We start from the raw sequence: 21,853 nt of genomic DNA on the forward strand, positions 1-21,853 counted from the left end.
TATGATCACCGAACTTGCCACCTTATACGTTAAGCCAAATCGACAAAAACAATTTGAAACTGACTTTGAAATTGCCGGGCAATATATCAGTTCAATAGATGGCTACATTTCACACAGTTTACAAAAGTGCGTTGAACAAGACGATAAATACATTTTGCTGGTAAGTTGGCGAAGCCTCGACGATCATACGATCGGCTTTAGGAAATCCGAAGTGTACTTGAAATGGAAGGAATTGCTTCATCATTACTATGATCCGTTTCCGGTGGTAGAGCATTTTGAAACAATCATCGAAAACAAAAAGTAATTACCAAATTTGCATATGACACATTCCGAAGAGCTTAATTTCGAAGCTGCTGCCGAAAGACTTAAGAACATCGTAAAACACACCCCACTAATCCATAGTCAACGATTATCTGAAAAATATTCATGCAATGTTTATCTAAAAAGAGAAGATCTGCAAGTTGTGCGTTCGTACAAACTTCGCGGAGCTTATAACATGATCAGCACGTTGCATGCAATTGAACTTTCCAAAGGCGTCGTTTGTGCAAGCGCCGGCAACCATGCCCAGGGCTTTGCCTATTCATGCAACAAGCTTGGAGTGAAAGGTGTAATTTTTATGCCTGAGATTACGCCGCGTCAGAAAATCCGGCAAACGGAAATGTTTGGAAGCGGAAGCGTCGAAATTATTTTAGTTGGCGATACCTTTGACGACTGCCTGAAGGAAGCCTTGGCTTATACTGCGGCACATGGTATGAAGTTTATTCCGCCTTTTGATGATTATCGGATTATCGAAGGCCAGGGAACTGTTGGCGTAGAAATATTTGAAGATCTTCCGGACATCGATATTGCGATTATTCCGGTCGGCGGCGGAGGGTTATCGGCCGGTGCCGGCACTTATCTCAAACAAAAAAATAGCGCTATAGAAATTATTGGGGTTGAGCCAATGGGCGCTCCGTCAATGACCAGGGCATTACAGGAAAGGAAGCCGGTATTATTAGAAAGCATTAACCGTTTTATTGACGGCGCAGCTGTGAAGTGTGTTGGACAATTGACATATGCTATCTGCAAAGATGTGCTGGATGACATAATCCTGATTCCGGAAGGAAAAGTATGTACAACTATCCTTAAGCTGTACGATGAAGACGCCATCGTCGCCGAACCGGCAGGCGCTCTTTCCGTAGCTGCGTTAGATCTTATAAAAGATCGTTTAAAAGGCAAAAACGTAGTCTGTGTAGTGAGTGGTGGCAATAATGACATCGACCGAATGGGCGAAATCAAAGAGCTCTCCCTACTGTATGAGGGATTAAAACACTATTTCATTGTCCGTTTTCCGCAGCGCCCGGGAGCTTTGAAGCTTTTCGTAAATAATGTTCTTGGGCCAAATGATGATATTACCCGTTTTGAATTTATCAAAAAAACCGAACGCGAACGCGGGCCGGCACTGGTAGGCATCGAACTAAAATCTGCGGACGACTACGAGTCGCTTTTGCAAAGAATGCAAGAAAATCATTTCGATTGCATAGAAGTAAATCAGGATCAAACATTATTTGAGTACCTGGTTTAAACGGGATATCGGATTGGGGTTAATCGAAATCAAGGTGTCTATTGACAGCCAGATGGATCGAATCATTTATTTTGTACGTACCCGGATGGTGATTTAAAACCCTCAGGGTTACGTCCTGGTATTTCACCAATAATTCTTCACTATTGCCGAGAAAGAAAATGTCTCTTACTGTGTAAATCTTATCCAGCCAGCTTTTGGTTACTTTTATCCATTCCGGGTAAATGGCAGTCTGGCTACCTGATATCTTAATTCCGATTTTTGATGCCTCCGCAGCCGTAAGTACATTGCAATTTCCTAACAACCGGGCAGTATATAATGCTGCCGGATTTTGATACAAATCTTCCGGTTTTCCTTTTTCGATAAGCTCTCCCAAACGCATTACGATAAGTTCATCTGCAAGGGAAAGACCATCGACAGGGTCATGTGAAACCAGGATGATTGTTGTACCAAGTTCGTGCGAAATTCGCCGGAGATCAGCACGTAAATGATTTTTAAGAATAGTGTCAACCTGGCTGAACGGCTCATCCAGCAAAAGGACTTCTGGCTGAGTAATTATAGCCCTTGCTATCGCAACTCGTTGTCTTTCACCACCACTCAAGTCAGCCGCTCTTTTACCGGCAAGGTGCGTGATTCTAAAAAAATCCAGCATTTCCATCGTGCGGTCGTTCTTAAACTTCAAATCGGTATTTGGAAGCAGCGCCGCAATGTTATCATAAACTTTGGCATACAGATTAAGATCAAAATCCTGGGTAACCATTCGCATACTGTCATGCCCGGGAATAAGCTTTTCGGATGGTCCCTTAATACGTTCGCCGTTAAATTGAATCTCGCCTGAATCTGGGATCTGCAATCCGAAAAGCAATTTCAAAAAGGTGCTTTTACCACTTCCGCTTTCACCGACGATAGCTGTGATTTTTCCTTTTTCTATCGAAACCGATATGCTTTTTACACCTGAATTAATTTCGGGTGAGTATTGTTTGGTGACTTCGTTAAAGCCAATATATTTTGTAGACACGATCCAAAGATAACAAAAAAGCCCCTCCGTCGCCGGAAGAGCTAAAGCGTAGTTGACGCGAAATTTTTAAAAGCCAGCCATCAAGCCGAAAGACATATTCCTGAGTCCATCCTGCGCCGGGCTGTTCTCAAACATATCGTTGAAGTAATATTTGGCAAATAATCCCAGGCCGCCATAACCAACTCTGACAACAGCACCATATCTGAAGGTTGTATAATGATAATCGTCCTTGAATTTTTGCTTACCGTTTTCATCACTGATCTGCTTGACTTTTCCATTTAAAAGGAATCCGATTTCGGGACCAGCCACGAAACGAAACTTTCTGCCGCGGTTATCATCCCTGGTACGAAATTCGAATGCCAGCGGAATACGAACATAAGTTGATGAAAAGCGATTCTTGCTGTAGTCGATCGTGTCCTGGCGATAAGTTAAAACCGGTTCATTAGGCAATATCGTGATGTCTTCGCGAAGGCGAATGTGAACCCAGTCGATACCGCCGGCCAGGTAAATTTTAAAATTGCTGTTGAAGCGGTAGCCCATTTGCAAAACATCAAATCCAACAGTGCTTGTTTTGCCCGCACGATACGAAAGAAATTGATTTTGTGGAGACAAGGTAAAACTTCCATTATCAATCAATTTTGCATAACCAAGATCGAAACGGCTGAAAGTAATTCCGAAAGAAAAACCAGGAGCTTTGGACGGCGTGTCCTCATCTTCGTCATCATCGTCATTTCCTACGCCAACGCCTGATTCCGTATCGATTTTAATGGTTACTGATTTCTTCTTTTTGACAACAGTATCCTGTTTTACTGTAGTCGAATCCTGTGCGAAAGCTCCGGCTAAAATACAGGCGAGTATGAGTGTTAAAAATGTACGTTTCATAACTTATGTAAGGTTGATCTAGTTTTTATTTTTGCTCTTAAATTTTACAAATCCTAAATTGACGCCTGTCAGTTCTGTTCCTTCATCGTTGTTTGAGAAATGTATCAGCTTCTCCTGCCGTTTATCCACTTTCGAAACCACAAAGTTGATAATGTCTCCCATCGACCTGATTTTCCGTTTAGACTTATCAGTTTGCGCTGAATCATCTGCATCTTCTTTCAACAACGACGCTAACACCGGTTCTTCTTTTTTTATCTCCGGTGCCTCAATTTCAGGTTTTGACACGTTTTGAGTTTCCGGACTTATCTTTCGAGTCTCTGATTTCGCCACTAACGTTTCCCGTTCTACCACTCTTTGAGAATCAGGACGTGCCGGCAGCGTCGGTTTTTCATAATCCTTTTTTAGCGGTTTTTGTTTCGCGGAAGCAATAAAACTCTGCTTCGGTACATTCGCCTTGTTAGAGGCTGACTTATCTTTTATTGCTTCCTGGTTTTCGACAGATTCATTTGCAACCGCAACTTTCTCAACAGGCAACTTTTCATCCTTGACAGATGGCTTTACTGCCGGTTTTAGTCTTACTATCTTTTGAGATGTTTTTCCGTTTGGATGACAGGCAAAAAACAGACCTACCCCTAGCACGAGCACAACCGAAGCCGCAGCCATCCACCAAACAAAAAAGGTTTTCTTTTTCTTTTTTCCATCCAGCTCACCGGCGATTTTATCAAAAAGCCCTTCAGACGGTTCTATTTCAAAATCTTTAAACCTGTTCTGGAACAGTTTATCTAAATCCTTATCCTGCAGCATAATTCGATCCCTCCATTTTTAAAATTTTTTCTTTCAGTATCGCCCGTGCTCTTGATAATTGCGATTTCGACGCACCTTCAGAAATACCTAGTTTTTCGCCAATCTCTTTGTGAGAATAACCCTCCATGGCATACATGTTAAATACCAACCGGTAGCCTCCTGCCAGGCTTTGTATCAATCTCAACAGATCTCTTGTTTCTAATGTATTAATATCAAATGTCGACTGCGGAGCATCATAAACTTCGTCGATATCTACTACATTCAGCGTCCGTTGATTTTTTCTAAATACTTCGATTGCTACGTTCACCATAATTCTTCTTATCCAGCCTTCAAAAGAGCCTTCATTTCTGAATTCTGATACTTTACGAAAAACCTTAACGAAACCCATTTGCAACATATCTTCGGCTTCGTAACTGTCTTTTGCATACCGGCTGCAAACCGCCAGCATTTTGGAAGCTAGTTTCCTGTAAAGTAACTCCTGGCATTTACGCTCACCGCGTTTACAGCCTTCAAGCAACTCTTCAACCGAAATTTTATGTTCCAAATTCATGCTCTTTATTACCAAGATGCAGCTTTCATGATTTTGGTTGCATGCTGGTAAATTATTTTTTTCTAACGAGGCGAAAGTCCTGTTTATAAACAAGGAAAAGCGAAAAATAGAGGTCAGTTTTTTTCTCTATACCAAGATCGCTGGCGGTTTCAAATCTAGCATCAAGAAAGAAATGCGGCACGACCGGCTGCTGGTAAGCGTAGCGAAAAAACAAAAGCTTACGATTTTTTTGGGAATAACCCGGGTGGTTTATTTGCTGGGATTCAGACTGAAATATTGGCATCCCGTAAGGAGAGTAAAAACCGTTTGCGTTCCAGTAACTGGCTATCAAAGAACCCCACTTTGTATCGGTTCCGGCATTGAGATAAATCCCTTTTCCAGTGGAGTAAGGCAGAATTTTAGTCGGAGATAGTTCGTTAAAATAAACGAAGTAATTTTGGGTATAAACGTTCTTTACAAATCCGAATGTTTGATATTTGAGATCAAAACCTGCGGCTCCGTTAAAAAGAGTCTGTAATGGTTTTCCTACAGTATCGATTTGCCCACCCTGGTGAAAAACGGTCATTTGAACGGGAAGCGACAACCTGAACCGCTCGCTATTTAAAAGCCTGATGTCAGTGGAAATTCCGGCGTTAATTTGCTCCTGTTCGGGAGAGGGCTTATAGATCATTTTCTTCCAACGGATGAAGCCATCGAAAAACAATGAAGGCTTTGTGATTAAGAACTGTGTCCCATATTCTACCGGATCGGTAATCTTTCGTTCAACATCATACAATGGCTCGATGAAACGGTGACTAACAGTTCCTTCCAATGCGCCTGTAATAAATGCAAAATCTTTCTTTTGGTATTTGATGCTGAAAAGCGGTGTAGTTTTAATCTGATCGTTGCCGAAGTCTTTCCTAAAATTTGCGCCGGCCATCACAACAAGCCGCGGATGGATGTAATATACCAGTTGTGGTTCAAGCTGCAGGCCGTAAAGTGTATATCCGTCCTGAATCTTATTGTAAAACTCGTAGTTGCGGAGGTAGTCAAAATTATAAATATCAAGATACAGCTCGCCAGTCCGCAAACTATCAGGCCTTATGCGATGTTCAAGACTGTCGTTTTTTATCTGGGATTTGGCGTGGTAAATACTTAAAAACAGGAACAGAAGAGTAAAGAGTTTTTTCATCAGTTTAAAGGTTGACGATCGTCCGAAACTATAAAAACAAAAAACCTCCGAGATTCTCGAAGGTTTTGCTTGGGAATTAATGAATTCCCATAAATATTCTGCTCCAGCGAACTTTACTGAAGAATGAACCGTTATCATTCCAGCTGAACCATACAAATAGCGCTTTTCCAACAATGTGATCTTCCGGTACAAAGCCCCAAAATCTCGAATCCAGGGAATTGTGACGGTTATCGCCCATCATCCAATAATAATTCATTTTGAATGTATACTGGTTGGTCTGCTTGCCATTGATATAAATTGCATCACCTTTCTTTTCAACCTTATTACCTTCGTAAACACGAATGGCACGCTCATAAATCGGGTAATTTGTACTGTCGAGCGTAACGGTCCAATCGCGTTTAGGAATAATTATCGGACCAAAGTTGTCTTCATTCCAGTTAAAATGCGAATCATGAGGAAATACCTCGGATTCGAAAGTTCCGGCCTGTTTAATATTTTCATGAACGGCTTTTACAATCGGCCATTTTCTTACTTCGTCGGCCTGCTCATGTGTCATATTCAAAATATACTCATCGGCCGTTATCTGGCTGGCCTCTATATCCATGTCCTGCAAAGTTTGCGGATTAAGATCCGTCCCGTCTGATTTCACATAGTAAGAAGTCTGCCCGAAATGCGGCGTTTCTGCGGCTTTGCCGTTTACATAAACCTGTGTATTTATAATTCTCAGGGTATCGCCTGGAATTCCCTGGCAGCGTTTAATATAATTCTCCCGCTTATCAACCGGCCGGAAATACGGCGAATCAGCCTCCATAGGATAGTTAAATACAACAACGTCCTGACGTTTAATGTCCTGCAATCCGGGTAAACGACGGTATTTTAATTCGATACCATCCCAGTAGGCCTTAGTGCCAATAACAGGCATGGTATGATGAGCAAACGGAAAAGCAACAGGAGTCATCGGAATCCTGGCGCCGTAATTAACCTTACTTACAAACAGAAAATCTCCAACCAACAAGGATTTTTCCATGGATCCTGTTGGGATGGTGTATGCTTCAATAAATAGTGTTCGGATAAGTGTTGCAGCGATAACCGCGAAAATTATGGCATCAAACCATTCGCGGCCGGCGCTTTTTTTCTTTTTCTTTTCAGTTTTTTTATTCCAAAACTTCCAGTTCATTTTTAAATTTTTTGCAATATAATTTTATATGTCCGATATGTTGAAATCAAACATATCTTTTACCGAGTAAAATCCCGTTTTACCATTTAACCATTCAGCAGCCAGCACCGCTCCCAGTGCAAAACCTGCTCTGTTGTGCGCCGTATGCTTGAATTCGATATCATCAACTTCCGAGCTATAGATAACCGTATGAGTTCCCGGAACTTCTTCGATGCGATGCGATTCTATAAGAAGCTGGTCGGGTTTTGTAATAATCTCCGTCTGGCCAACCACCTCATTCACCCATTCATTTTTACGTTCAACATTTTCGACTATTCCCTCAGCAATGGTCATAGCCGTACCACTTGGTGAATCAAGTTTTTTTGTATGATGGATCTCTTCAACCTGCACATCGTATTGCGGGTAACGGTCCATTATTTTAGCGAGAACCTTGTTAACAAAAAAGAACACGTTAACGCCCACACTAAAGTTGGAAGCATACAGCAACGACTTTTTACCGTTAAGGCAATCGTCTTTTACCCGTTGAAGCTGTCCGTACCAGCCCGTTGTACCAACTATAATCGGTGTACCTGCATCAAAGCATGTATAAATGTTATTTATTGCAGAATCAGGTGTACTAAAGTCGATGGCCACATCAGCTTTTCTTAAATTATCTGTGTTCAGCTCATCCCGATTATCGGCATCGATCTTCAACACGATATGGTGTCCGCGGTCAACAGCAAACTGCTCGATAATGCGGCCCATCTTACCGTAACCAATTAAAGCGATATTCATGTTTTAATTTTTAAAGTGGGTTATAATGAAAGTGTTAGTTTAAGAGATGGCACCGGCACGTTAAATGCAAATGACGAAGGTGCAGCCTGTTGAATTGATGGAGAAACTTTTAAAGAAAGCTCATCGCTGATATCATAACGGAAAAATTTGGCGTCCACATACGCGTCAATTGTTTGAATCGCATGAAATGCCACCAGACCGAGGATACTCAGATCGCGATTGCGCCGATAAAAATCTTTAGCATCAGTTAGGCTTTGAGTAGAATAAGGAGCGTATTTAGGATTCGGCGTATAGTAAGGATTCCCATTTTCATCCTCGTTGGATGGATAATTAGTCCTGTTTTGAACCTCCGTTAAAATCTCTTTATAATACTTCTGATTAAAATTTATCGCCAGCCCCAAGCCAACGTAACCGGCATAAACTATCGGCAATTTCCAATAACGTCTATTAGTAATCTGGCCCCAGCCCGGAACAACGAGCGACCGTAATGTCGCTCTTCTTGGCATTGCCTCAAGCGCCAACCTAGCCGAATCCTTTACAACTTCCTGCTTTTTGGCTTTAACGATCGGCTGATTTTCCGGGCGCGGCAATGTGTCAACGGTTTTTACGCCGGAGCGCCGCATCGTTGTATCGACTTTGACAGCTGAATTGTTGATTTGCGCCTTTGCACTGTTTAGCGAAACGAACAACAACAGCGCAACGAGCAATGTTAAAAATCGCATTACCAATCTAATAATTCAAGAATACGGCTTAAGTCATCATCTGAAACGAACGGAATTTCGATCGCCCCCTTACCTGCTGATTGAACTTTTAGTTTTACACGTGTATCAAACTTTGAAGCAAGATCATCCTGTATTTTTTGGTACTGAAACGAAATGGCTTCCTTCTCCTTTCCTTCCTTTTTCACGGAACGTCCGTTTTGTATTGCACGAACCAATTCCTCTGTTTTGCGAACGGATAAATGATTGTTAGTTACCTCCTGGAAAACATATAATTGTTTATCAACTCCGTCTAATCCAAGGATAGCTTTTGCATGGCCCATAGAAACCACATTATCCCGGATCGCCACTTGTATAACAGGAGGAAGTTTTAGCAGTCTCAGGTAATTTGTAACGGTCGAACGGTTCTTACTAACACGGTCGCCTAATTCCTCTTGTTTCAGATTACATTCGTCGATCATCCGCTGAAAACTCAGCGCCACCTCGATTGAATTCAGGTCTTCGCGCTGAATGTTTTCTATCAATCCCATTTCCAGCATTTGCTGGTCGTTCGCTGTACGAACGTAAGCCGGAATATGATCAATACCAGCTAGCCTTGATGCTCGTAAACGCCTTTCGCCGGAAATTAACTGGTATGAATTATTCCCGCTTTTACGAACGGTGATAGGCTGAATTAATCCCTGGAGCTTGATCGAATCGGCGAGCTCTTTTAAAGCCTGCTCATCAAATTCCGTACGCGGCTGGTACGGATTAACTTCGATCTGATCTACCGGAATCGTATTAATTCCACCGGCAGCAGGTATTTCGCTTTTCGGTTCTGCCTGGCTGTTGTTGTTATTATTATTCTGAACTACTTTCGTATCATCCAGCAACGCACTTAATCCTTTTCCTAATCCTGTTTTTTTCTGATACGTCATAAATTATACTGTCACTTTATTATCGCTTTCCAATTCAACTTCTCTCAGCCCGTTTTTGCGGATGATCTCGCGTGCGAGATTCAGGTAATTTATTGATCCCTTGCAGTTAGCATCATGCATAATCACGGAAACGCCAAAGCTTGGAGCTTCGCTTAATCGTGTATTCCGCTGAATGATCGTATCGAAAACAAGATTTTCAAAATGCGTTTTCACTTCCTCAACAACCTGGTTCGATAAACGTAAACGCACGTCGTACATCGTTAATAAAATACCTTCAATTTCAAGGTCGGTGTTTAACCTGTTCTGAACAATTTTGATCGTGTTCAACAATTTACCTAAGCCTTCCAAAGCGAAGTATTCGCATTGAACCGGGATTATCACCGAATTGGCCGCAGTTAACGCGTTAATGGTGATCAGACCCAGCGAAGGGGAACAATCGATAATAATGAAATCGTAATCGTCTCGGATTTTATCAAGAACCGCTTTCATCTTATATTCACGATTATTCAGGTTGATCATCTCGATCTCGGCACCAACCAGGTCGATATGAGCGGGCAGCAGATCCAGGTTGGGTGTATCCGTTTTCTGAATCGCCTCGCGAGGATCGGTATCATTAATAATACATTCGTAAATGCTGTTTTTTATACTTCTTGGATCAAACCCAATTCCTGAAGTTGAATTTGCCTGCGGATCAGCATCAACCAAAAGTGTTTTAAATTCTAATACAGCTAAGCTTGCAGCTAAGTTTATCGATGATGTAGTTTTTCCTACTCCACCTTTTTGATTGGCTAACGCGATGATTTTACTCATTCTTTGTCGATTATTATGAGAATGTAAACTAAAAGCTCTCCCGAAAATTAACAATTATAAAATGTTAATTTTGGAACCTTTTCAGGGCTTTTTTTACGCCCGACTAAGATACGAACTTTAAACAACTTACACATTTGGGCCTCTGCTCGTTTTAAACATATTATCCACAAATGGTTACCATTGTTGCTGCTACTAACAGAACCGGAAGTTATACATTAAAGCTTTCAGAATATTATCAGAAGAAATTAAAGGAACACGGTGTTGATGCTGATATCCTGACACTGACTGACCTGCCTGCCAATATTTTGCATACCGATCTGTATGGCAACCGGAGCAAGGAATTTCAGCCAATTCAGGACCTGGTTACCGCAACAGAAAAGTTCTTATTTGTGGTTCCCGAGTATAACGGAAGTTTCCCGGGCGTTTTAAAATTGTTTGTTGACGCCTGCAAGTTCCCGGAGAGTTTTTTCGGAAAGAAAGCCGCGTTGCTTGGCTTGTCGTCAGGGAAATATGGAAATGTCCGCGGCATTGAGCACTTTACTGGCATCTGTCATTATATCAATTTGCATGTTATGCCGCTTCGTTTACACATCCCACAAATCAACCTGGAGTTTAATGAGAACGGTGATTTGTTTAAAGAGGATACGGTGAAATTTACAGATCAGCAGATAAGCCGGTTTGTGGAGTTTTGAGTGAAGTAAAGTAAACATCATTGTTAAAAAACGCAAAAACTTATTAGTAAATTTGATCATGAACTTTGAAGTTTTAACATATAAGATCAATCAACTTTCTGATGAGAAAAAAAAGGAGGTTGAAGCGTTAGTAAACAATCTGTTGGCTGAAGAGAAAGTTGAGTACCTGAGAAAAGCCGGTTTTGCAAAAGGAACCTTTGAGATGAAACCAGGATTTGATGATCTTGTTGAAGGTTTCGATGAATGAGTAAATATCTGCTTGACACTCATGCTATTATTTGGTTTGCAGAAAATGACCAGCAGTTATCCCGAAATGCCGTTAAAATAATTGAAAATGCAGACAACGAGATCAATGTGAGTATTGCATCACTTTGGGAAATTGCTGTAAAGGTTTCAATTGGAAAACTTAAAATCAATAAGGAAATTGAGAAGATTGTAACGTTACTCGAGGATAATCAAATCAACTTACTTCCTATCAGGCCAACTCACATAGCTGCTTATATAAACTTACCGCTGTTTCATAAGGATCCGTTTGATCGGTTAATTATTTCGCAGGCAATTAGCGAACAGTTAACCGTTATTTCAAAAGATGAGCACTTCAGTCTTTATAAAGTTCCGATCAACTGGTGATTGTGGCAATGTTCACATGATGGCCCAATCAGTGATTTCAACAATAATTTAACCTCTGTAAAGCACGTTTCATAAAAACTCAGCTGCTCTATAAGGCTTTCAGCAAAGTCGGATTTATGACGCTTAAAACATTGCCGCCATTCCGTGAATACCCTCCCGCTACTCCGCCTTTTTAACTCTTTTCCAATAGTCAGTACCCATTACAAGCACCTGATCTACCAGACCACTTGCATCTCTTAGGAACTTTACTGACCAATCGATCCCGGGAACCGTGAAATTATCGCCGTCCAGATGTTTAAGAGCCATCTCCTGGTTATCCCATAACTGCTTACCAACCAGCACACCGTCTTTCAGGAAAATTTCGAGATAGAAGGTTTTTCCATTAAAATCTTTTTCGTACTTGCCGGTATAAGCGGTTAATGAATCAGCCTGAGATATTGCAACAACGCTCGCTGCATGGGCCATCGCTGATTTACTAAACGCGTAAGATGCAAATACAATTATTGCCGTCAGGATTAACGATTTTTTCATAATTACTTTATTAAGGTGAATAAACTATTTTCTTATAAATGTGTCGTTCTTCCTTATTTCAGTGTAGGCAATATTGCCAGCTAACTGTTGCGGATAAAACCAGGCATCGCGGAGTTTCTTTTCAGAAAACAACTTCAATTGATCACCGTTATGTGGCGACTTGTCCTGGGAAGAGTTTCCATAGCTTAGCAAAACCTTCGCGCGAACCTTTTTGCCGAATTCAATAATTCCAACCCACGAATCGCCGCTTACCACCCGCGCCGTCAACCCATCCCGCTGTGACGAGGCCACCCTGAATACGCCCATCGCACCGTCAGCGCCATTGGCAGGCAGATCGATGCCGTTTCTTTTTAAACGGTTATACGTTCCCCACGGCACTGCAATATCTCCGAATCTGTCCCTTACTTCCCTGGCGGCTTGCCCCAGCAACTGCACCGCCCGTTTTTTATCCCTGATACCGGAGGGTGTGGTGTTTGGCTTATTTTCATCCCAATGAACAGCGTAGTTATAGTCGTTCATCGGGTTAAATGCCATTGCCCATGCATAAAACAACAGCATTCCCCGGCTATCACTATCTGCACAGCGATCCCAGCTGGCAAGTACTTTCTTAGCCTCAAGTAATTGCGGAGACGCTGAACTGTCGATTGAAGAAAGAAGATCATCTAATACTCGATCGGCCAGCAGAACATGAGTTGAAAGTTTATGCTCAACCAACCGGTCAAAACTGATCAAACTATCTTCGAGTAACATATTTGCTGCTTGCTGAGGCCGTAAAGACATAAAGTTCGGCGCGATATATGGCGGAAAATCCTGTTTGTTCAATTCTCTTGGAAGCGTAACCGTCCAGGGAGGATCATTGGCGTTTTGCAGCCAGCCGGAAGCAGGATTTTTCAACTTGGGCAGCTCGTCATAAGTCAGGTAACCGTTCCAGATGTTTTTCGAGGACGCGCCATCAACCACCGTGTTCCAGGTTTCAAACGTGCCATAACTGCGTTTCGGCACCATGCCATTGAACAAATAAAAGATATCACCTTTTTTATCGGCGTACATAACATTCCAAAAAGGAATTTGCTGCATTTTTAAGGCCGATTCAAATTGACCGAAGTTGTCGCTATTAGCCATTTTCCACCACTGCAGCAATGCATCGGGCCGGTCGGTTCCGGCAACTTTAATGGCAAGGGCGTTCTTCCGGCCCATCTTTAAAACCGGGCCATGAACCGAGCTGTAAAATAGTTGCGCCTTTGGTAAAAGTTTACCATCTCCCTGCTTAACCCAGATTGTGTCAGGGCGTGTTTCGAAAGAAAGCTGTTTACCATCCAGGATATAACCGCCGTTGGCGAGGGTAAGATTAAAACTGTCGGCATTATCGAGCGTGTTGTTAGTATGCGTCCATCCCAGGTTTTCATTAAAGCCGATACCGATACCCGGGAAACACAGCAGATTAGCACCATAAACCGAACGCCCGTTTAAAGTTAGCTGGCATTCGAACCAGGTGAACTCATCGCTCCAGGGCAAATGCGGATTTTGAACCAGCATGGCACTTCCCGACGCGGACTTTTTTGAAGAGATTGCGTATGCGTTTGAGCCGCGCTCCTGCCAGTTTGATGCCCGGTTAAACTCAGTGCCTCCGACAAATTGTAAAATGAACAAATGAAGCATTTGCAGATTTACGTCATCCGGAACAAGTGGTAAAACGACACGTTTGTCGTGCTCGATGCCGTTAGGATGAGCTTTAGCCCAGGCGTTCATGCCACCGGTAAACGACGTGATTATTCGCTGCAAACGCGAATCCTGTGTTTTCCGAAATGATGCGGCGATGTTCGGAAAATTTAAAGTATGCACCAGCATGTCCGATTCTTCGTATTCCGGGCCCCAGTATTCCGCGGCCTTGCCACGTGCTGTTCCTATGATTTTAAGCACCAGGTTAGCATGCGCCTGCATCTGCGCCCAACCCTGTGCAAAAAACAAATCACTTTCGCTGGCAGCGCTTATATGCGGAACACCCCAGCGATCCCACTCTATCTTTGCTGGATTTGAGTAAACCGGCGTAACGAAAAAGATAAATAAAGCAAACAGGACAAGGGTACAACGCTTCATATGAATGAGTTACAAATGCCGATGGTTAACGAGGGTTTGCGTAGTAGATGCGGAAAGCGAATTAAATCCATAAACAATTCTGAAAAGCCTTTCTTTTATCCGATAAAGGCTTTCTACACTCTTATACTTGCTGCTGATCTTTTTACCATACCGTCGACATCCCTAACCGCCACCGGTTATATAATGGTATGAATAACGTCAACCAGGGGGAATAGAATTTATATAGCATAAATAAATTTTGAAAGCAGGTCCTTCATCGATCGGTTCCGCTAGCCCCGCCAATGCTCCAAGCTTAAAGTCAATGGTTGTAATATTTGAGAGTAAATACAACTTTAAGCTTTCCGCGAATGTCAGGTTTATTACACTGAAGGCATTGCTGCTATTTTTCAATCGACCTGGCTTATGACCGATGAAATGCAGCCCGATGTACAATAAACCTGATGGCAGTGAAAAGCTTTTTTGATGCAGAAACTTAAGACTTGCATTATCATTCTCAAAAAACTTGAAATGTACAGCAGGGCTTCAATTGCAAAGGATTTCTGCCGTTCGTTTTCAGCTAAAAATTTAACCGCCACCGTGGTTGTGTCTTCACTGACTACTTTCATACTTTTTATTTTCCCCACGCTGATACGAGTTTGCAGCTCGTACCATACTTTCATCACGCTCACAACTTTCCTATCATCCACTCCGGTATTGCTAGATTTTTATAATTTCAAAACTTAAGCTGACTAAGCTTTAAATAAAATTTGAATGAAGTTAAAAACTATTGATGCATCATCGTTGACACCGGCAGAGATGCAAGTTTATTTGCACTATGCCATTGCACCCCGGCCAATATGCTTTGTATCCACTATCGACAAAAACGGTCAGGTTAATTTAAGTCCGTTTAGTTTTTTTAATGTTTTTAGTATCAATCCACCGATATGTGTTTTTTCACCGACAAGCAGGGCGCGGGATAATACCACTAAACACACGCTCGAAAACGTTTTGCAAGTGCCTGAATGTGTGATTAATGTTGTGAACTACGATATGGTGCAACAGACCTATTTAACCAGTATGGATTACAAAAAAGGCGTAAATGAATTTGCGAAAGCGGGGTTTACTGAACTGCCTTCGGAGACGATAAAGCCACCGAGGGTAGCGGAATCGACCGTTCAACTGGAATGCGTAGTGAATGATGTGACATCGTTAGGAAAAAACGGGGGAGCGGGTAATTTGATTATTGCCGAAGTGAAACGGATTCATATCAATGAAGCGATATTGGATGCTAACGGCAAAATAGACCCGCGTAAAATAGATCTGGTGGCTCGTTTAGGCGGTGATTGGTATTGTAGGGTAACAAGCGATAATTTATTTAAAATTTCTAAACCAGTAGGCAGTGCCGGAATAGGTATCGGCGTTGATGCTTTTCCCAAAGAGGTTACAAGCTCCGAAGTATTGACCGGGAATAACCTGGGATTATTGGGACTTGTTGAATCGCTGCCATCCGATGAGGATGTAAAAGCTTTTAGTCAAACCGATGAAATGAAACAACTGGTTGATGCTACCACCGGTGACAGCCACACCCGCACCCTACACCTGCATTTAAAAGCCAAACAATTGTTAGATAACGGCCGGGTAATGGATGCGTGGAAAGTGTTGTTGATGTAGTTTAATTATTAATCTTTTGATTACTAAGTATTTATCGAATGAAACATCACTACCCTAACGTGGTCTACGAAATATTCTGCCGAGCATTTCGAAAAAAAAACAATTTGGATTTGAATACACCTTTAACATTAGAAACTACTAGCGAACCTAATCAGACTAAAGAATTACCGGAGCCTTGGTATTGGACTGAGCAAGATTTAAATGAACAACTTGCATCCGAATTGAGTTTCAGGCATATTTTGTATGAAAAGAAAGTGCAAACTTTAGCTCGGCGAGGAGATAATGACGACGTGTTATTTCGAGTTTTTAATTCCGAGTTTAAATACGCAGTTGTTCATTTAAGTTGGTCAGGCTCTATCAACAAAGAAGGTCACTGGCCAACTGTACAGATATATAAAGACTGGGACGATTTGTATGAAAACAGAATCAAAACTGACAACGAATTTTATCAGTAAGGCCGTGCGAAAAATATCAACTATGCGGCCTGTTTTTACGCTGCTCCGGCACTTGCGGATTGAACCCCCAATCGTCGTCGTTTGCAACGAGGATGCCTGAGAACCGCGACTTTGTCGCAATAATCAACAAATCTTTGGCTGCACAGAAAGATAAATAAACAGAGAGCGATGTAATCGCAAACCTCGTACATCCGCGTTGCAAACGCGAATGATGACGAAACGTTATGTCACTACACCCCAAACCTCACCCACTTCTCTCCTTCATGCCCGAAAACAAACTGCTTCGGATTTATCATTTCCGCCAAAGATTCAAGCGCATTAACCGGGTCATCATTTGTTGAATCAAAAATGTAAACCTTGTTTTGTACCGCCGCCCTCGAAGCGCTCCACCAGCTTTCGGAAAGTAGGGAAGAAATATTTTGAAGTGAATTACCGAGCGATGACCCTTGAGGCGAAATAATGATTACATCAGCTTCAGAAGGATTTTCGAAAGCGCCAGCCGATTGACCGCCCGCAAGTGAGACCAGGTCGGTCTCAGAACTGAATTCAACAGGATTCAGATTAGAGATCAGAAGAACTTTTGGTTTCTGTTCAATAAATTTCAGCTTGTGCCTTACCAGGTTGACCAGGTCTTCCAGCTCTTCGTTTCCGGATAAAATCTCTTTGTAAACAGCTCGTGACAAATTCTCCATTCTTCAAATTTGACGCAAATATACCGGTGTTAATTGTCGGCTACAAGTACAAATCCTCCGTATGGCTTTAACGTTACGCTGGTTTTTGCCGAAGGTTTTACCTGCTGTTCTGTAAAAGAATTTTTCTCTTGCCCATCACTGATCAACTTTGCCTCGTTTTTTAAGAATGAAAGATCCAGCATTAATGCTTTTTCCTGGTTCTCGCCGTTGATTCCGCACACGAACCACTTGTTTCCGCTGCGCCGCGCCATAACGACCAGCTTACCGGGATATCCGTCAATGAACCTGGTTTCATCCCAGCTTACGGGCAATTCCCGAAGTAAAGCTTTAACATAGCCTGGAACATGACTCATTCCCTCCGGTGTTTCGGCCATGTGCTGAACGCCGGATGTGAAAATTACCGGCGTTGCCAATTCGAAAGCGGCAGTGGTACGTCGTTGGATATTCGGGATCTTATACAGCGCCATCGGCGTAAAATCCATGGGGTCGAAAACGTTCCTGGTAAATGGAATCGTTGTAGCATGTGCAGGTTCCTCATCGGCATTCTGTTGCTCAAACGTTATAAATTCCATTCCCTTGATGGATTCCATTGTAACCACATTGGGAAAAGTGCGCTGCCAACCGCGCGGCAAGGTGGTGCCATGACAGTTAACCATCAGACCGTACTTTGCAGCATCCCTGAAAAGATCTATGTAATATTTTATCATCGATTGGCCGTCGCCACCAAAAAAATCCGCTTTGATGCCTTTAATTCCTATCGACTTTAATTTGCTGAATTCAGCAGCACGTGATTCGGCAGAAATTAATTTGTTCTTTGGGGTATAAGGAACCGTGTTCCATTTTCCTGCGGAATTGTACCATAAGATCAATCCGACATTTTTAGTTTTAGCGTAATCAGCCAGTTCTTTTATTTTTTCGTAGCCAATTTTTCGGTCCCAGTCCGCGTCAATCAGGCAATACTGCCACTTCATTTCTGCCGCATAGTCGATAAATTGCTTTTGAGTGTTGTATACGGTAAAATCATCTTTCAGTAATACCCAGCTCCAGGAAGCGATTCCAGGCTTAACAAAAGCTGTATTGATCTTTTCGGCAGGCTTGGCAAGGTCGGTTCCTAAAGTTGATTCGGTCACCGTTTTTAAACTGCCGAGTGCAATTATCCTCCATGGAGAGTAAAATGAACCCTTGACTTGCGGCTTAGCGTTGCCATCCGTAAAAATTTCTTTATCACCCGGAAACGTCACATGATATTCCCCGTTTTTCGCTTCGGGACTCAACCTTGTCGCGCAATAATTCCCGTCCATCCAGGTTTCGCTGACGATCATCCACGTATCCTTAGAATGGAACAAAGCCGGATAAACCCAGCCTGCTTTGGTGGGACAATCAACTCCCACGGGAACATCTTTCAGGTAATATTCTTCATACGAGGGATTCGTATGCTCCCAGCCTGTTTTAGCTTCCGCGATGGGCTGGAGCCAGGCCTTTGTATCAGTATCAAACTTGAACGAACTTGATTCACTCCAAATATTAACTACGCCCTGTCCAGGAAAGAAATAACGAAAAGCGATACCATCGTTAGAAACCTGGAAAATAATATCCAGCTTTTTGCCTGTTGGATTTTTAAGATGAACAGTTCTTTTGTTGGCGAGGTATGAATAGTTTTTCTTTTTTCCTGTATAGAGCGAATAGTTGTCTTTAACGATGGTCTGTTTTTCGGCCGATATCAATGATAAAGCATCCGACAAATTAGCTTCCTTCTCAATTACGCCAAGACGGGAATCCTCCAACACTTGCGTGCCGTTTCGCGATACATTATAAAAAGCCTGATTATTTTTCAGTTTAAATGTTAGCGAAATGGAGCCATCCGGACTTTTTACAGATATGTTCTGAGCTTTCCCTACAACGGCCGGCAACAAGAACAGGATGAATAAAAGCTTCTTGATCATAACAAAGAAATATTAATTGTCATGTTGAGCGGAGCCGATGTTTTGACCCCGCTCAACATGACAGCAGACGCAACTAAACGACTAATTTATTTCAATTCGAGTACTACAACTGATTTAGCGGGAATTTCAGCGACCAATTGGCTGCCTTGCTTTTTCGCGCCGGCGTATTTTTCGATATGAATATTGTTCGGTTTGTCAAACGTGTTTATATCTGTCAGTTTCGCAGAAGTAAGGATTTGGCCTGAAACTGATTTCCAGCTTTGACCTTCCAGCGCAGTTTGAATTTTGATAGGTTTTGCCGGATCGAGATTAACAAGGGAAATGTGTATTGCACCTGATTTATCCTTAGATGCAGAAACATTTAGTGCTGGAATCGATTTTCCATCAACCGAATAATCCGGGCTCGTAAAGCTTAAAGGAATATATTCTGCATCCTGGTGAACTTTGTAAAGATCAAACACGTGGTAAGTTGGTGTGAGGATCATCTTTTCACGATCCGTCAGAATTAACGATTGCAATACATTAATACTTTGCGCAAGACTGGCAACCTTTACGCGGTCGCTGTGATTGTTAAAAATATTCAGGGTCGTGCCGGCAATCAGAGCATCGCGCATGCTGTTCTGCTGGTATAAAAATCCGGGATTGGTTCCAGGTTCAACATCTGTCCAAACGCCCCACTCATCCACAACCAACGCCACCTTCTTTTCTGGATCATATTTATCCATAATAGCAGAGTGTTTTGTTACAAGCTCTTCCATGTGCAGGCAATTTTTCATGGTTTTAAAATACTCAGCATCTGTAAAACTGGTCGCTGAACCTTTTTTACCCCAATCGCCTGTTGGTATGGTATAATAATGTAATGACAGGCCCCACATTCTGCGTCCAATATTTTTCATGGCCGTTTCTGTCCAGTGGTAGTCGTCGGAGTTTGCACCACTGGCAATCTTTTTCAACGGAGCATCTTTGTAGTTACGGGCATAAACTGCGTAACGTTTATATTGATCAGTATAAAACTCGGCTGTCATATCGCCTCCGCAGCCCCAGCTTTCGTTACCTACTCCCCAAAATTTTACTTTGTAAGCCTCGGGATGACCGTTTTGCTTACGCAGATTTGTCATCGGACTTTCGGCGCTCGAGTTCAAATATTCAACCCATTTAGCCATTTCTTCCACAGTGCCGCTACCGACGTTTCCGGCGATATAAGGCTCACAACCGATCAGTTCACACAACTCAAGAAATTCGTGGGTACCGAAGCTATTATCTTCCGTCACTCCGCCCCAGTTTGTGTTAACCATTTTCGGGCGTTGGTCGCGCGGACCAATACCGTCACGCCAATGATATTCATCAGCGAAACAACCTCCCGGCCAGCGGAGATTCGGAACTTTTATTTTCTTTAACGCATCCACGATGTCAAGCCGGATACGGTCCTTTTTAGGAACATTCAGATCAGGACTTACCCAAAAACCGTCATAAATACATCTTCCCAAATGCTCGGAAAAATGTCCGTAAATATTTCTGTCGATAATCCTGTTTGGATCGCCTGCTTTAGCGGTAATATTAACCGTTTGCGAAAATGAAAACGTGGCAGTTAATCCGGCGAGTGCCGTTAAAGTAATTTTTTTCAAGTTCATAATGTACTGATTAGCGCTTCGAATATAAATATAATTGTCAAATCAACAATTATATTTTAGCATAAATTTCCTTTCGGTTGAATCAGTTTTTAAGACTAACTCAGGAATTTATAAATGGTGGTACTTTTATAAATTTCACCCGGGTTTAAGGTAGTGGTTGGAAATTCAGGATGATTAGGTGAATCAGGAAAATGTTGCGTCTCCAGGCAAAGCGAAGTTCTGAAATCAACCGGTTTGCCAGATTTTCCAGGCATTTTGCCATCGAGAAAATTACCGGTATAGAATTGCATACCCGGCTCCGTTGTGTACACTTCCATTGTAATTCCGCTTTTGGGTCCTGTAACCGATGCTGCTTTACTTAATTCATTTCCTTTTTTATTGAGTACGTAATTATGATCATAGCCGCGGGCAATTTCCAGTTGCTTATTTTCGGCATCAATCCGTTCACCGATTTTTGTCTCGCGTCGAAAATCCAAAGGCGTCCCTTCAACTGTCTCGATACCAATTGGAATCTGCGTTTCATCTGAAGGCGTAAAACGATCAGCATTGATAGTTACCAGGTGATCCAGTATCGCGCCGCTTCCATCTCCGTTCAAATTAAAATAAGTATGATTGGTTAGATTGAGAACAGTTGTTTTGTCGGTGCTTGCTTTATAATCTATCTCCAGGGAATCGTCGTCGTTAACCGTATAAATAACAGTGACCGCTAAATTTCCGGGAAAGCCTTCCTCGCCATCTTTGGACAAATAGTGCAATTTAAGCGTATTTTCATTGATCTGCTCTGCATCCCAAACCTGGTTGTGAAATCCGGCAGAACCACCGTGCAGCGCGTTTTCCCCATTATTTATAGCCAGCGAATAGGTTTCGCCATTCAACGAAAACCTTCCTTTGGCAATTCGATTTCCGTATCTGCCGATCAAAGCTCCAAGATAATAGGTTTCGTTTTCGTAATGATGGATAGAATCTAAACCTGCTACCACATCAACGGTGGTATTATCATTTGCCGGAACGAGAATGCTAACAATTCTTCCCCCAAAGTTAGTGATGGCAACCTCCATTCCTGACTTATTTCTAAGTGTAAAAAGATCCGTTTTTTTGCCGTTAAGTTCTTTTTGAAAATTCGTTCTGCTAAGCATAAGGGTATATTGA

23 protein-coding genes are annotated in these 21,853 nt (G+C 42.3%); 7 read left to right on the forward strand and 16 right to left on the reverse strand.

What is annotated here, in order from left to right; genetic code table 11:
- Window position 1 precedes the first annotated feature (1 nt).
- Window positions 2–304: an antibiotic biosynthesis monooxygenase family protein gene (locus GS399_RS07180; RefSeq protein ID WP_160843943.1), complete on the forward strand. Its 303-nt coding sequence runs from the start codon at window positions 2–4 to the stop codon at window positions 302–304.
- 15 nt (window positions 305–319) lie between these two features.
- A complete protein-coding gene (ilvA, locus tag GS399_RS07185; RefSeq protein WP_160843944.1) occupies window positions 320–1,564 on the forward strand; it encodes a threonine ammonia-lyase IlvA in 1,245 nt (414 codons plus the stop codon).
- Between the two features lie 19 nt (window positions 1,565–1,583).
- On the opposite strand, the gene GS399_RS07190 is transcribed toward ilvA, so the two are convergent.
- The 10 genes from GS399_RS07190 to GS399_RS07235 form a co-directional block, all read right to left on the reverse strand.
- On the reverse strand, window positions 1,584–2,579 hold the full coding sequence (locus GS399_RS07190) for an ABC transporter ATP-binding protein (RefSeq protein ID WP_160843945.1): 996 nt from the start codon (window positions 2,577–2,579) through the stop codon (window positions 1,584–1,586).
- Window positions 2,580–2,645: 66 nt separating this feature from the next.
- Complete coding sequence (locus GS399_RS07195) at window positions 2,646–3,461, reverse strand: outer membrane beta-barrel protein (protein ID WP_160843946.1); 816 nt, start codon at window positions 3,459–3,461, stop codon at window positions 2,646–2,648.
- 18 nt (window positions 3,462–3,479) lie between these two features.
- Window positions 3,480–4,265, reverse strand: coding sequence for a DUF3379 domain-containing protein (locus tag GS399_RS07200; RefSeq protein WP_160843947.1), 786 nt, complete (start codon window positions 4,263–4,265; stop codon window positions 3,480–3,482).
- On the reverse strand, window positions 4,252–4,815 hold the full coding sequence (locus tag GS399_RS07205) for an RNA polymerase sigma factor (RefSeq protein WP_160843948.1): 564 nt from the start codon (window positions 4,813–4,815) through the stop codon (window positions 4,252–4,254). Before GS399_RS07205 ends, GS399_RS07200 begins: the two co-directional genes overlap by 14 nt.
- Window positions 4,816–4,867: 52 nt before the next feature.
- The gene (locus tag GS399_RS07210; RefSeq protein ID WP_160843949.1) at window positions 4,868–5,986 is read right to left on the reverse strand and encodes a lipid A deacylase; all 1,119 of its coding nucleotides are present in this window, start codon (window positions 5,984–5,986) and stop codon (window positions 4,868–4,870) included.
- A 76-nt stretch (window positions 5,987–6,062) separates the two neighbouring features.
- Window positions 6,063–7,163, reverse strand: coding sequence for a signal peptidase I (gene lepB, locus GS399_RS07215; protein ID WP_160843950.1), 1,101 nt, complete (start codon window positions 7,161–7,163; stop codon window positions 6,063–6,065).
- 24 nt (window positions 7,164–7,187) lie between these two features.
- A complete protein-coding gene (dapB, locus tag GS399_RS07220; RefSeq protein ID WP_160843951.1) occupies window positions 7,188–7,937 on the reverse strand; it encodes a 4-hydroxy-tetrahydrodipicolinate reductase in 750 nt (249 codons plus the stop codon).
- A 20-nt stretch (window positions 7,938–7,957) separates the two neighbouring features.
- The gene (locus GS399_RS07225) at window positions 7,958–8,659 is read right to left on the reverse strand and encodes a DUF5683 domain-containing protein (protein ID WP_160843952.1); all 702 of its coding nucleotides are present in this window, start codon (window positions 8,657–8,659) and stop codon (window positions 7,958–7,960) included.
- Window positions 8,659–9,573: a ParB/RepB/Spo0J family partition protein gene (locus GS399_RS07230; protein WP_160843953.1), complete on the reverse strand. Its 915-nt coding sequence runs from the start codon at window positions 9,571–9,573 to the stop codon at window positions 8,659–8,661. Before GS399_RS07230 ends, GS399_RS07225 begins: the two co-directional genes overlap by 1 nt.
- 3 nt (window positions 9,574–9,576) lie before the next feature.
- Window positions 9,577–10,383 (reverse strand): ParA family protein, encoded by an 807-nt coding sequence (locus GS399_RS07235; protein WP_160843954.1) that lies wholly within the window; start codon window positions 10,381–10,383, stop codon window positions 9,577–9,579.
- Between the two features lie 170 nt (window positions 10,384–10,553).
- Here GS399_RS07235 and GS399_RS07240 point away from each other — a divergent pair, with 170 nt between their 5' ends.
- From GS399_RS07240 to GS399_RS07250, 3 genes are read left to right on the forward strand one after another with little or no spacing between them, the layout of a single operon-like run.
- Window positions 10,554–11,075, forward strand: a complete 522-nt coding sequence (locus GS399_RS07240; protein WP_160843955.1) for an NADPH-dependent FMN reductase — start codon at window positions 10,554–10,556, stop codon at window positions 11,073–11,075.
- Window positions 11,076–11,133: 58 nt separating this feature from the next.
- Window positions 11,134–11,322, forward strand: a complete 189-nt coding sequence (locus GS399_RS07245) for a hypothetical protein (RefSeq protein WP_160843956.1) — start codon at window positions 11,134–11,136, stop codon at window positions 11,320–11,322.
- Entirely contained in the window at window positions 11,319–11,705 is a 387-nt protein-coding gene (locus GS399_RS07250) for a type II toxin-antitoxin system VapC family toxin (RefSeq protein WP_160843957.1), read from the forward strand. The genes GS399_RS07245 and GS399_RS07250 overlap by 4 nt, the downstream gene beginning before the upstream one ends.
- A gap of 159 nt (window positions 11,706–11,864) precedes the next feature.
- Here the strand turns inward: GS399_RS07250 and GS399_RS07255 are convergent, their stop codons facing one another.
- Together GS399_RS07255 and GS399_RS07260 are read right to left on the reverse strand one after the other, a co-directional pair.
- The gene (locus tag GS399_RS07255; RefSeq protein ID WP_160843958.1) at window positions 11,865–12,236 is read right to left on the reverse strand and encodes a hypothetical protein; all 372 of its coding nucleotides are present in this window, start codon (window positions 12,234–12,236) and stop codon (window positions 11,865–11,867) included.
- A 24-nt stretch (window positions 12,237–12,260) separates the two neighbouring features.
- The gene (locus GS399_RS07260) at window positions 12,261–14,333 is read right to left on the reverse strand and encodes an acylase (RefSeq protein ID WP_160843959.1); all 2,073 of its coding nucleotides are present in this window, start codon (window positions 14,331–14,333) and stop codon (window positions 12,261–12,263) included.
- A 750-nt stretch (window positions 14,334–15,083) separates the two neighbouring features.
- Between GS399_RS07260 and GS399_RS07270 the strand changes: the two genes are divergently transcribed.
- Complete coding sequence (locus tag GS399_RS07270; RefSeq protein ID WP_160843961.1) at window positions 15,084–15,983, forward strand: flavin reductase family protein; 900 nt, start codon at window positions 15,084–15,086, stop codon at window positions 15,981–15,983.
- A 38-nt stretch (window positions 15,984–16,021) separates the two neighbouring features.
- On the forward strand, window positions 16,022–16,438 hold the full coding sequence (locus GS399_RS07275) for a hypothetical protein (protein ID WP_160843962.1): 417 nt from the start codon (window positions 16,022–16,024) through the stop codon (window positions 16,436–16,438).
- Window positions 16,439–16,668: 230 nt separating this feature from the next.
- Here the strand turns inward: GS399_RS07275 and GS399_RS07280 are convergent, their stop codons facing one another.
- The 4 genes from GS399_RS07280 to GS399_RS07295 form a co-directional block, all read right to left on the reverse strand.
- A complete protein-coding gene (locus GS399_RS07280; protein WP_160843963.1) occupies window positions 16,669–17,130 on the reverse strand; it encodes a substrate-binding domain-containing protein in 462 nt (153 codons plus the stop codon).
- Between the two features lie 29 nt (window positions 17,131–17,159).
- A complete protein-coding gene (locus GS399_RS07285; RefSeq protein ID WP_160843964.1) occupies window positions 17,160–19,073 on the reverse strand; it encodes a glycoside hydrolase family 97 protein in 1,914 nt (637 codons plus the stop codon).
- Between the two features lie 86 nt (window positions 19,074–19,159).
- A complete protein-coding gene (locus tag GS399_RS07290) occupies window positions 19,160–20,704 on the reverse strand; it encodes an alpha-N-arabinofuranosidase (RefSeq protein ID WP_160843965.1) in 1,545 nt (514 codons plus the stop codon).
- Between the two features lie 95 nt (window positions 20,705–20,799).
- Window positions 20,800–21,840, reverse strand: a complete 1,041-nt coding sequence (locus GS399_RS07295) for an aldose epimerase family protein (RefSeq protein WP_160843966.1) — start codon at window positions 21,838–21,840, stop codon at window positions 20,800–20,802.
- Between the last annotated feature and the right edge of the window lie 13 nt (window positions 21,841–21,853).

It is taken from the genome of Hufsiella arboris, from assembly GCF_009834875.1.
Lineage (GTDB): Bacteria > Bacteroidota > Bacteroidia > Sphingobacteriales > Sphingobacteriaceae > Hufsiella_A > Hufsiella_A arboris.

What these genes read in the sequence shown, in the direction of transcription:
- GS399_RS07230 (WP_160843953.1), bottom strand. Translation starts at nt 9,573, where the DNA reads ATGACGTATCAGAAAAAAACAGGATTAGGAAAAGGATTAAGTGCGTTG.
- GS399_RS07235 (WP_160843954.1), bottom strand. Translation starts at nt 10,383, where the DNA reads ATGAGTAAAATCATCGCGTTAGCCAATCAAAAAGGTGGAGTAGGAAAA.
- GS399_RS07225 (WP_160843952.1), bottom strand. Translation starts at nt 8,659, where the DNA reads ATGCGATTTTTAACATTGCTCGTTGCGCTGTTGTTGTTCGTTTCGCTA.
- GS399_RS07200 (WP_160843947.1), bottom strand. Translation starts at nt 4,265, where the DNA reads ATGCTGCAGGATAAGGATTTAGATAAACTGTTCCAGAACAGGTTTAAA.
- GS399_RS07255 (WP_160843958.1), bottom strand. Translation starts at nt 12,236, where the DNA reads ATGAAAAAATCGTTAATCCTGACGGCAATAATTGTATTTGCATCTTAC.
- GS399_RS07250 (WP_160843957.1), top strand. Translation starts at nt 11,319, where the DNA reads ATGAGTAAATATCTGCTTGACACTCATGCTATTATTTGGTTTGCAGAA.
- GS399_RS07260 (WP_160843959.1), bottom strand. Translation starts at nt 14,333, where the DNA reads ATGAAGCGTTGTACCCTTGTCCTGTTTGCTTTATTTATCTTTTTCGTT.
- GS399_RS07205 (WP_160843948.1), bottom strand. Translation starts at nt 4,815, where the DNA reads ATGAATTTGGAACATAAAATTTCGGTTGAAGAGTTGCTTGAAGGCTGT.
- GS399_RS07295 (WP_160843966.1), bottom strand. Translation starts at nt 21,840, where the DNA reads ATGCTTAGCAGAACGAATTTTCAAAAAGAACTTAACGGCAAAAAAACG.
- GS399_RS07240 (WP_160843955.1), top strand. Translation starts at nt 10,554, where the DNA reads ATGGTTACCATTGTTGCTGCTACTAACAGAACCGGAAGTTATACATTA.
- GS399_RS07275 (WP_160843962.1), top strand. Translation starts at nt 16,022, where the DNA reads ATGAAACATCACTACCCTAACGTGGTCTACGAAATATTCTGCCGAGCA.
- lepB (WP_160843950.1), bottom strand. Translation starts at nt 7,163, where the DNA reads ATGAACTGGAAGTTTTGGAATAAAAAAACTGAAAAGAAAAAGAAAAAA.
- GS399_RS07285 (WP_160843964.1), bottom strand. Translation starts at nt 19,073, where the DNA reads ATGATCAAGAAGCTTTTATTCATCCTGTTCTTGTTGCCGGCCGTTGTA.
- GS399_RS07270 (WP_160843961.1), top strand. Translation starts at nt 15,084, where the DNA reads ATGAAGTTAAAAACTATTGATGCATCATCGTTGACACCGGCAGAGATG.
- GS399_RS07210 (WP_160843949.1), bottom strand. Translation starts at nt 5,986, where the DNA reads ATGAAAAAACTCTTTACTCTTCTGTTCCTGTTTTTAAGTATTTACCAC.
- ilvA (WP_160843944.1), top strand. Translation starts at nt 320, where the DNA reads ATGACACATTCCGAAGAGCTTAATTTCGAAGCTGCTGCCGAAAGACTT.
- dapB (WP_160843951.1), bottom strand. Translation starts at nt 7,937, where the DNA reads ATGAATATCGCTTTAATTGGTTACGGTAAGATGGGCCGCATTATCGAG.
- GS399_RS07180 (WP_160843943.1), top strand. Translation starts at nt 2, where the DNA reads ATGATCACCGAACTTGCCACCTTATACGTTAAGCCAAATCGACAAAAA.
- GS399_RS07245 (WP_160843956.1), top strand. Translation starts at nt 11,134, where the DNA reads ATGAACTTTGAAGTTTTAACATATAAGATCAATCAACTTTCTGATGAG.
- GS399_RS07195 (WP_160843946.1), bottom strand. Translation starts at nt 3,461, where the DNA reads ATGAAACGTACATTTTTAACACTCATACTCGCCTGTATTTTAGCCGGA.
- GS399_RS07280 (WP_160843963.1), bottom strand. Translation starts at nt 17,130, where the DNA reads ATGGAGAATTTGTCACGAGCTGTTTACAAAGAGATTTTATCCGGAAAC.
- GS399_RS07290 (WP_160843965.1), bottom strand. Translation starts at nt 20,704, where the DNA reads ATGAACTTGAAAAAAATTACTTTAACGGCACTCGCCGGATTAACTGCC.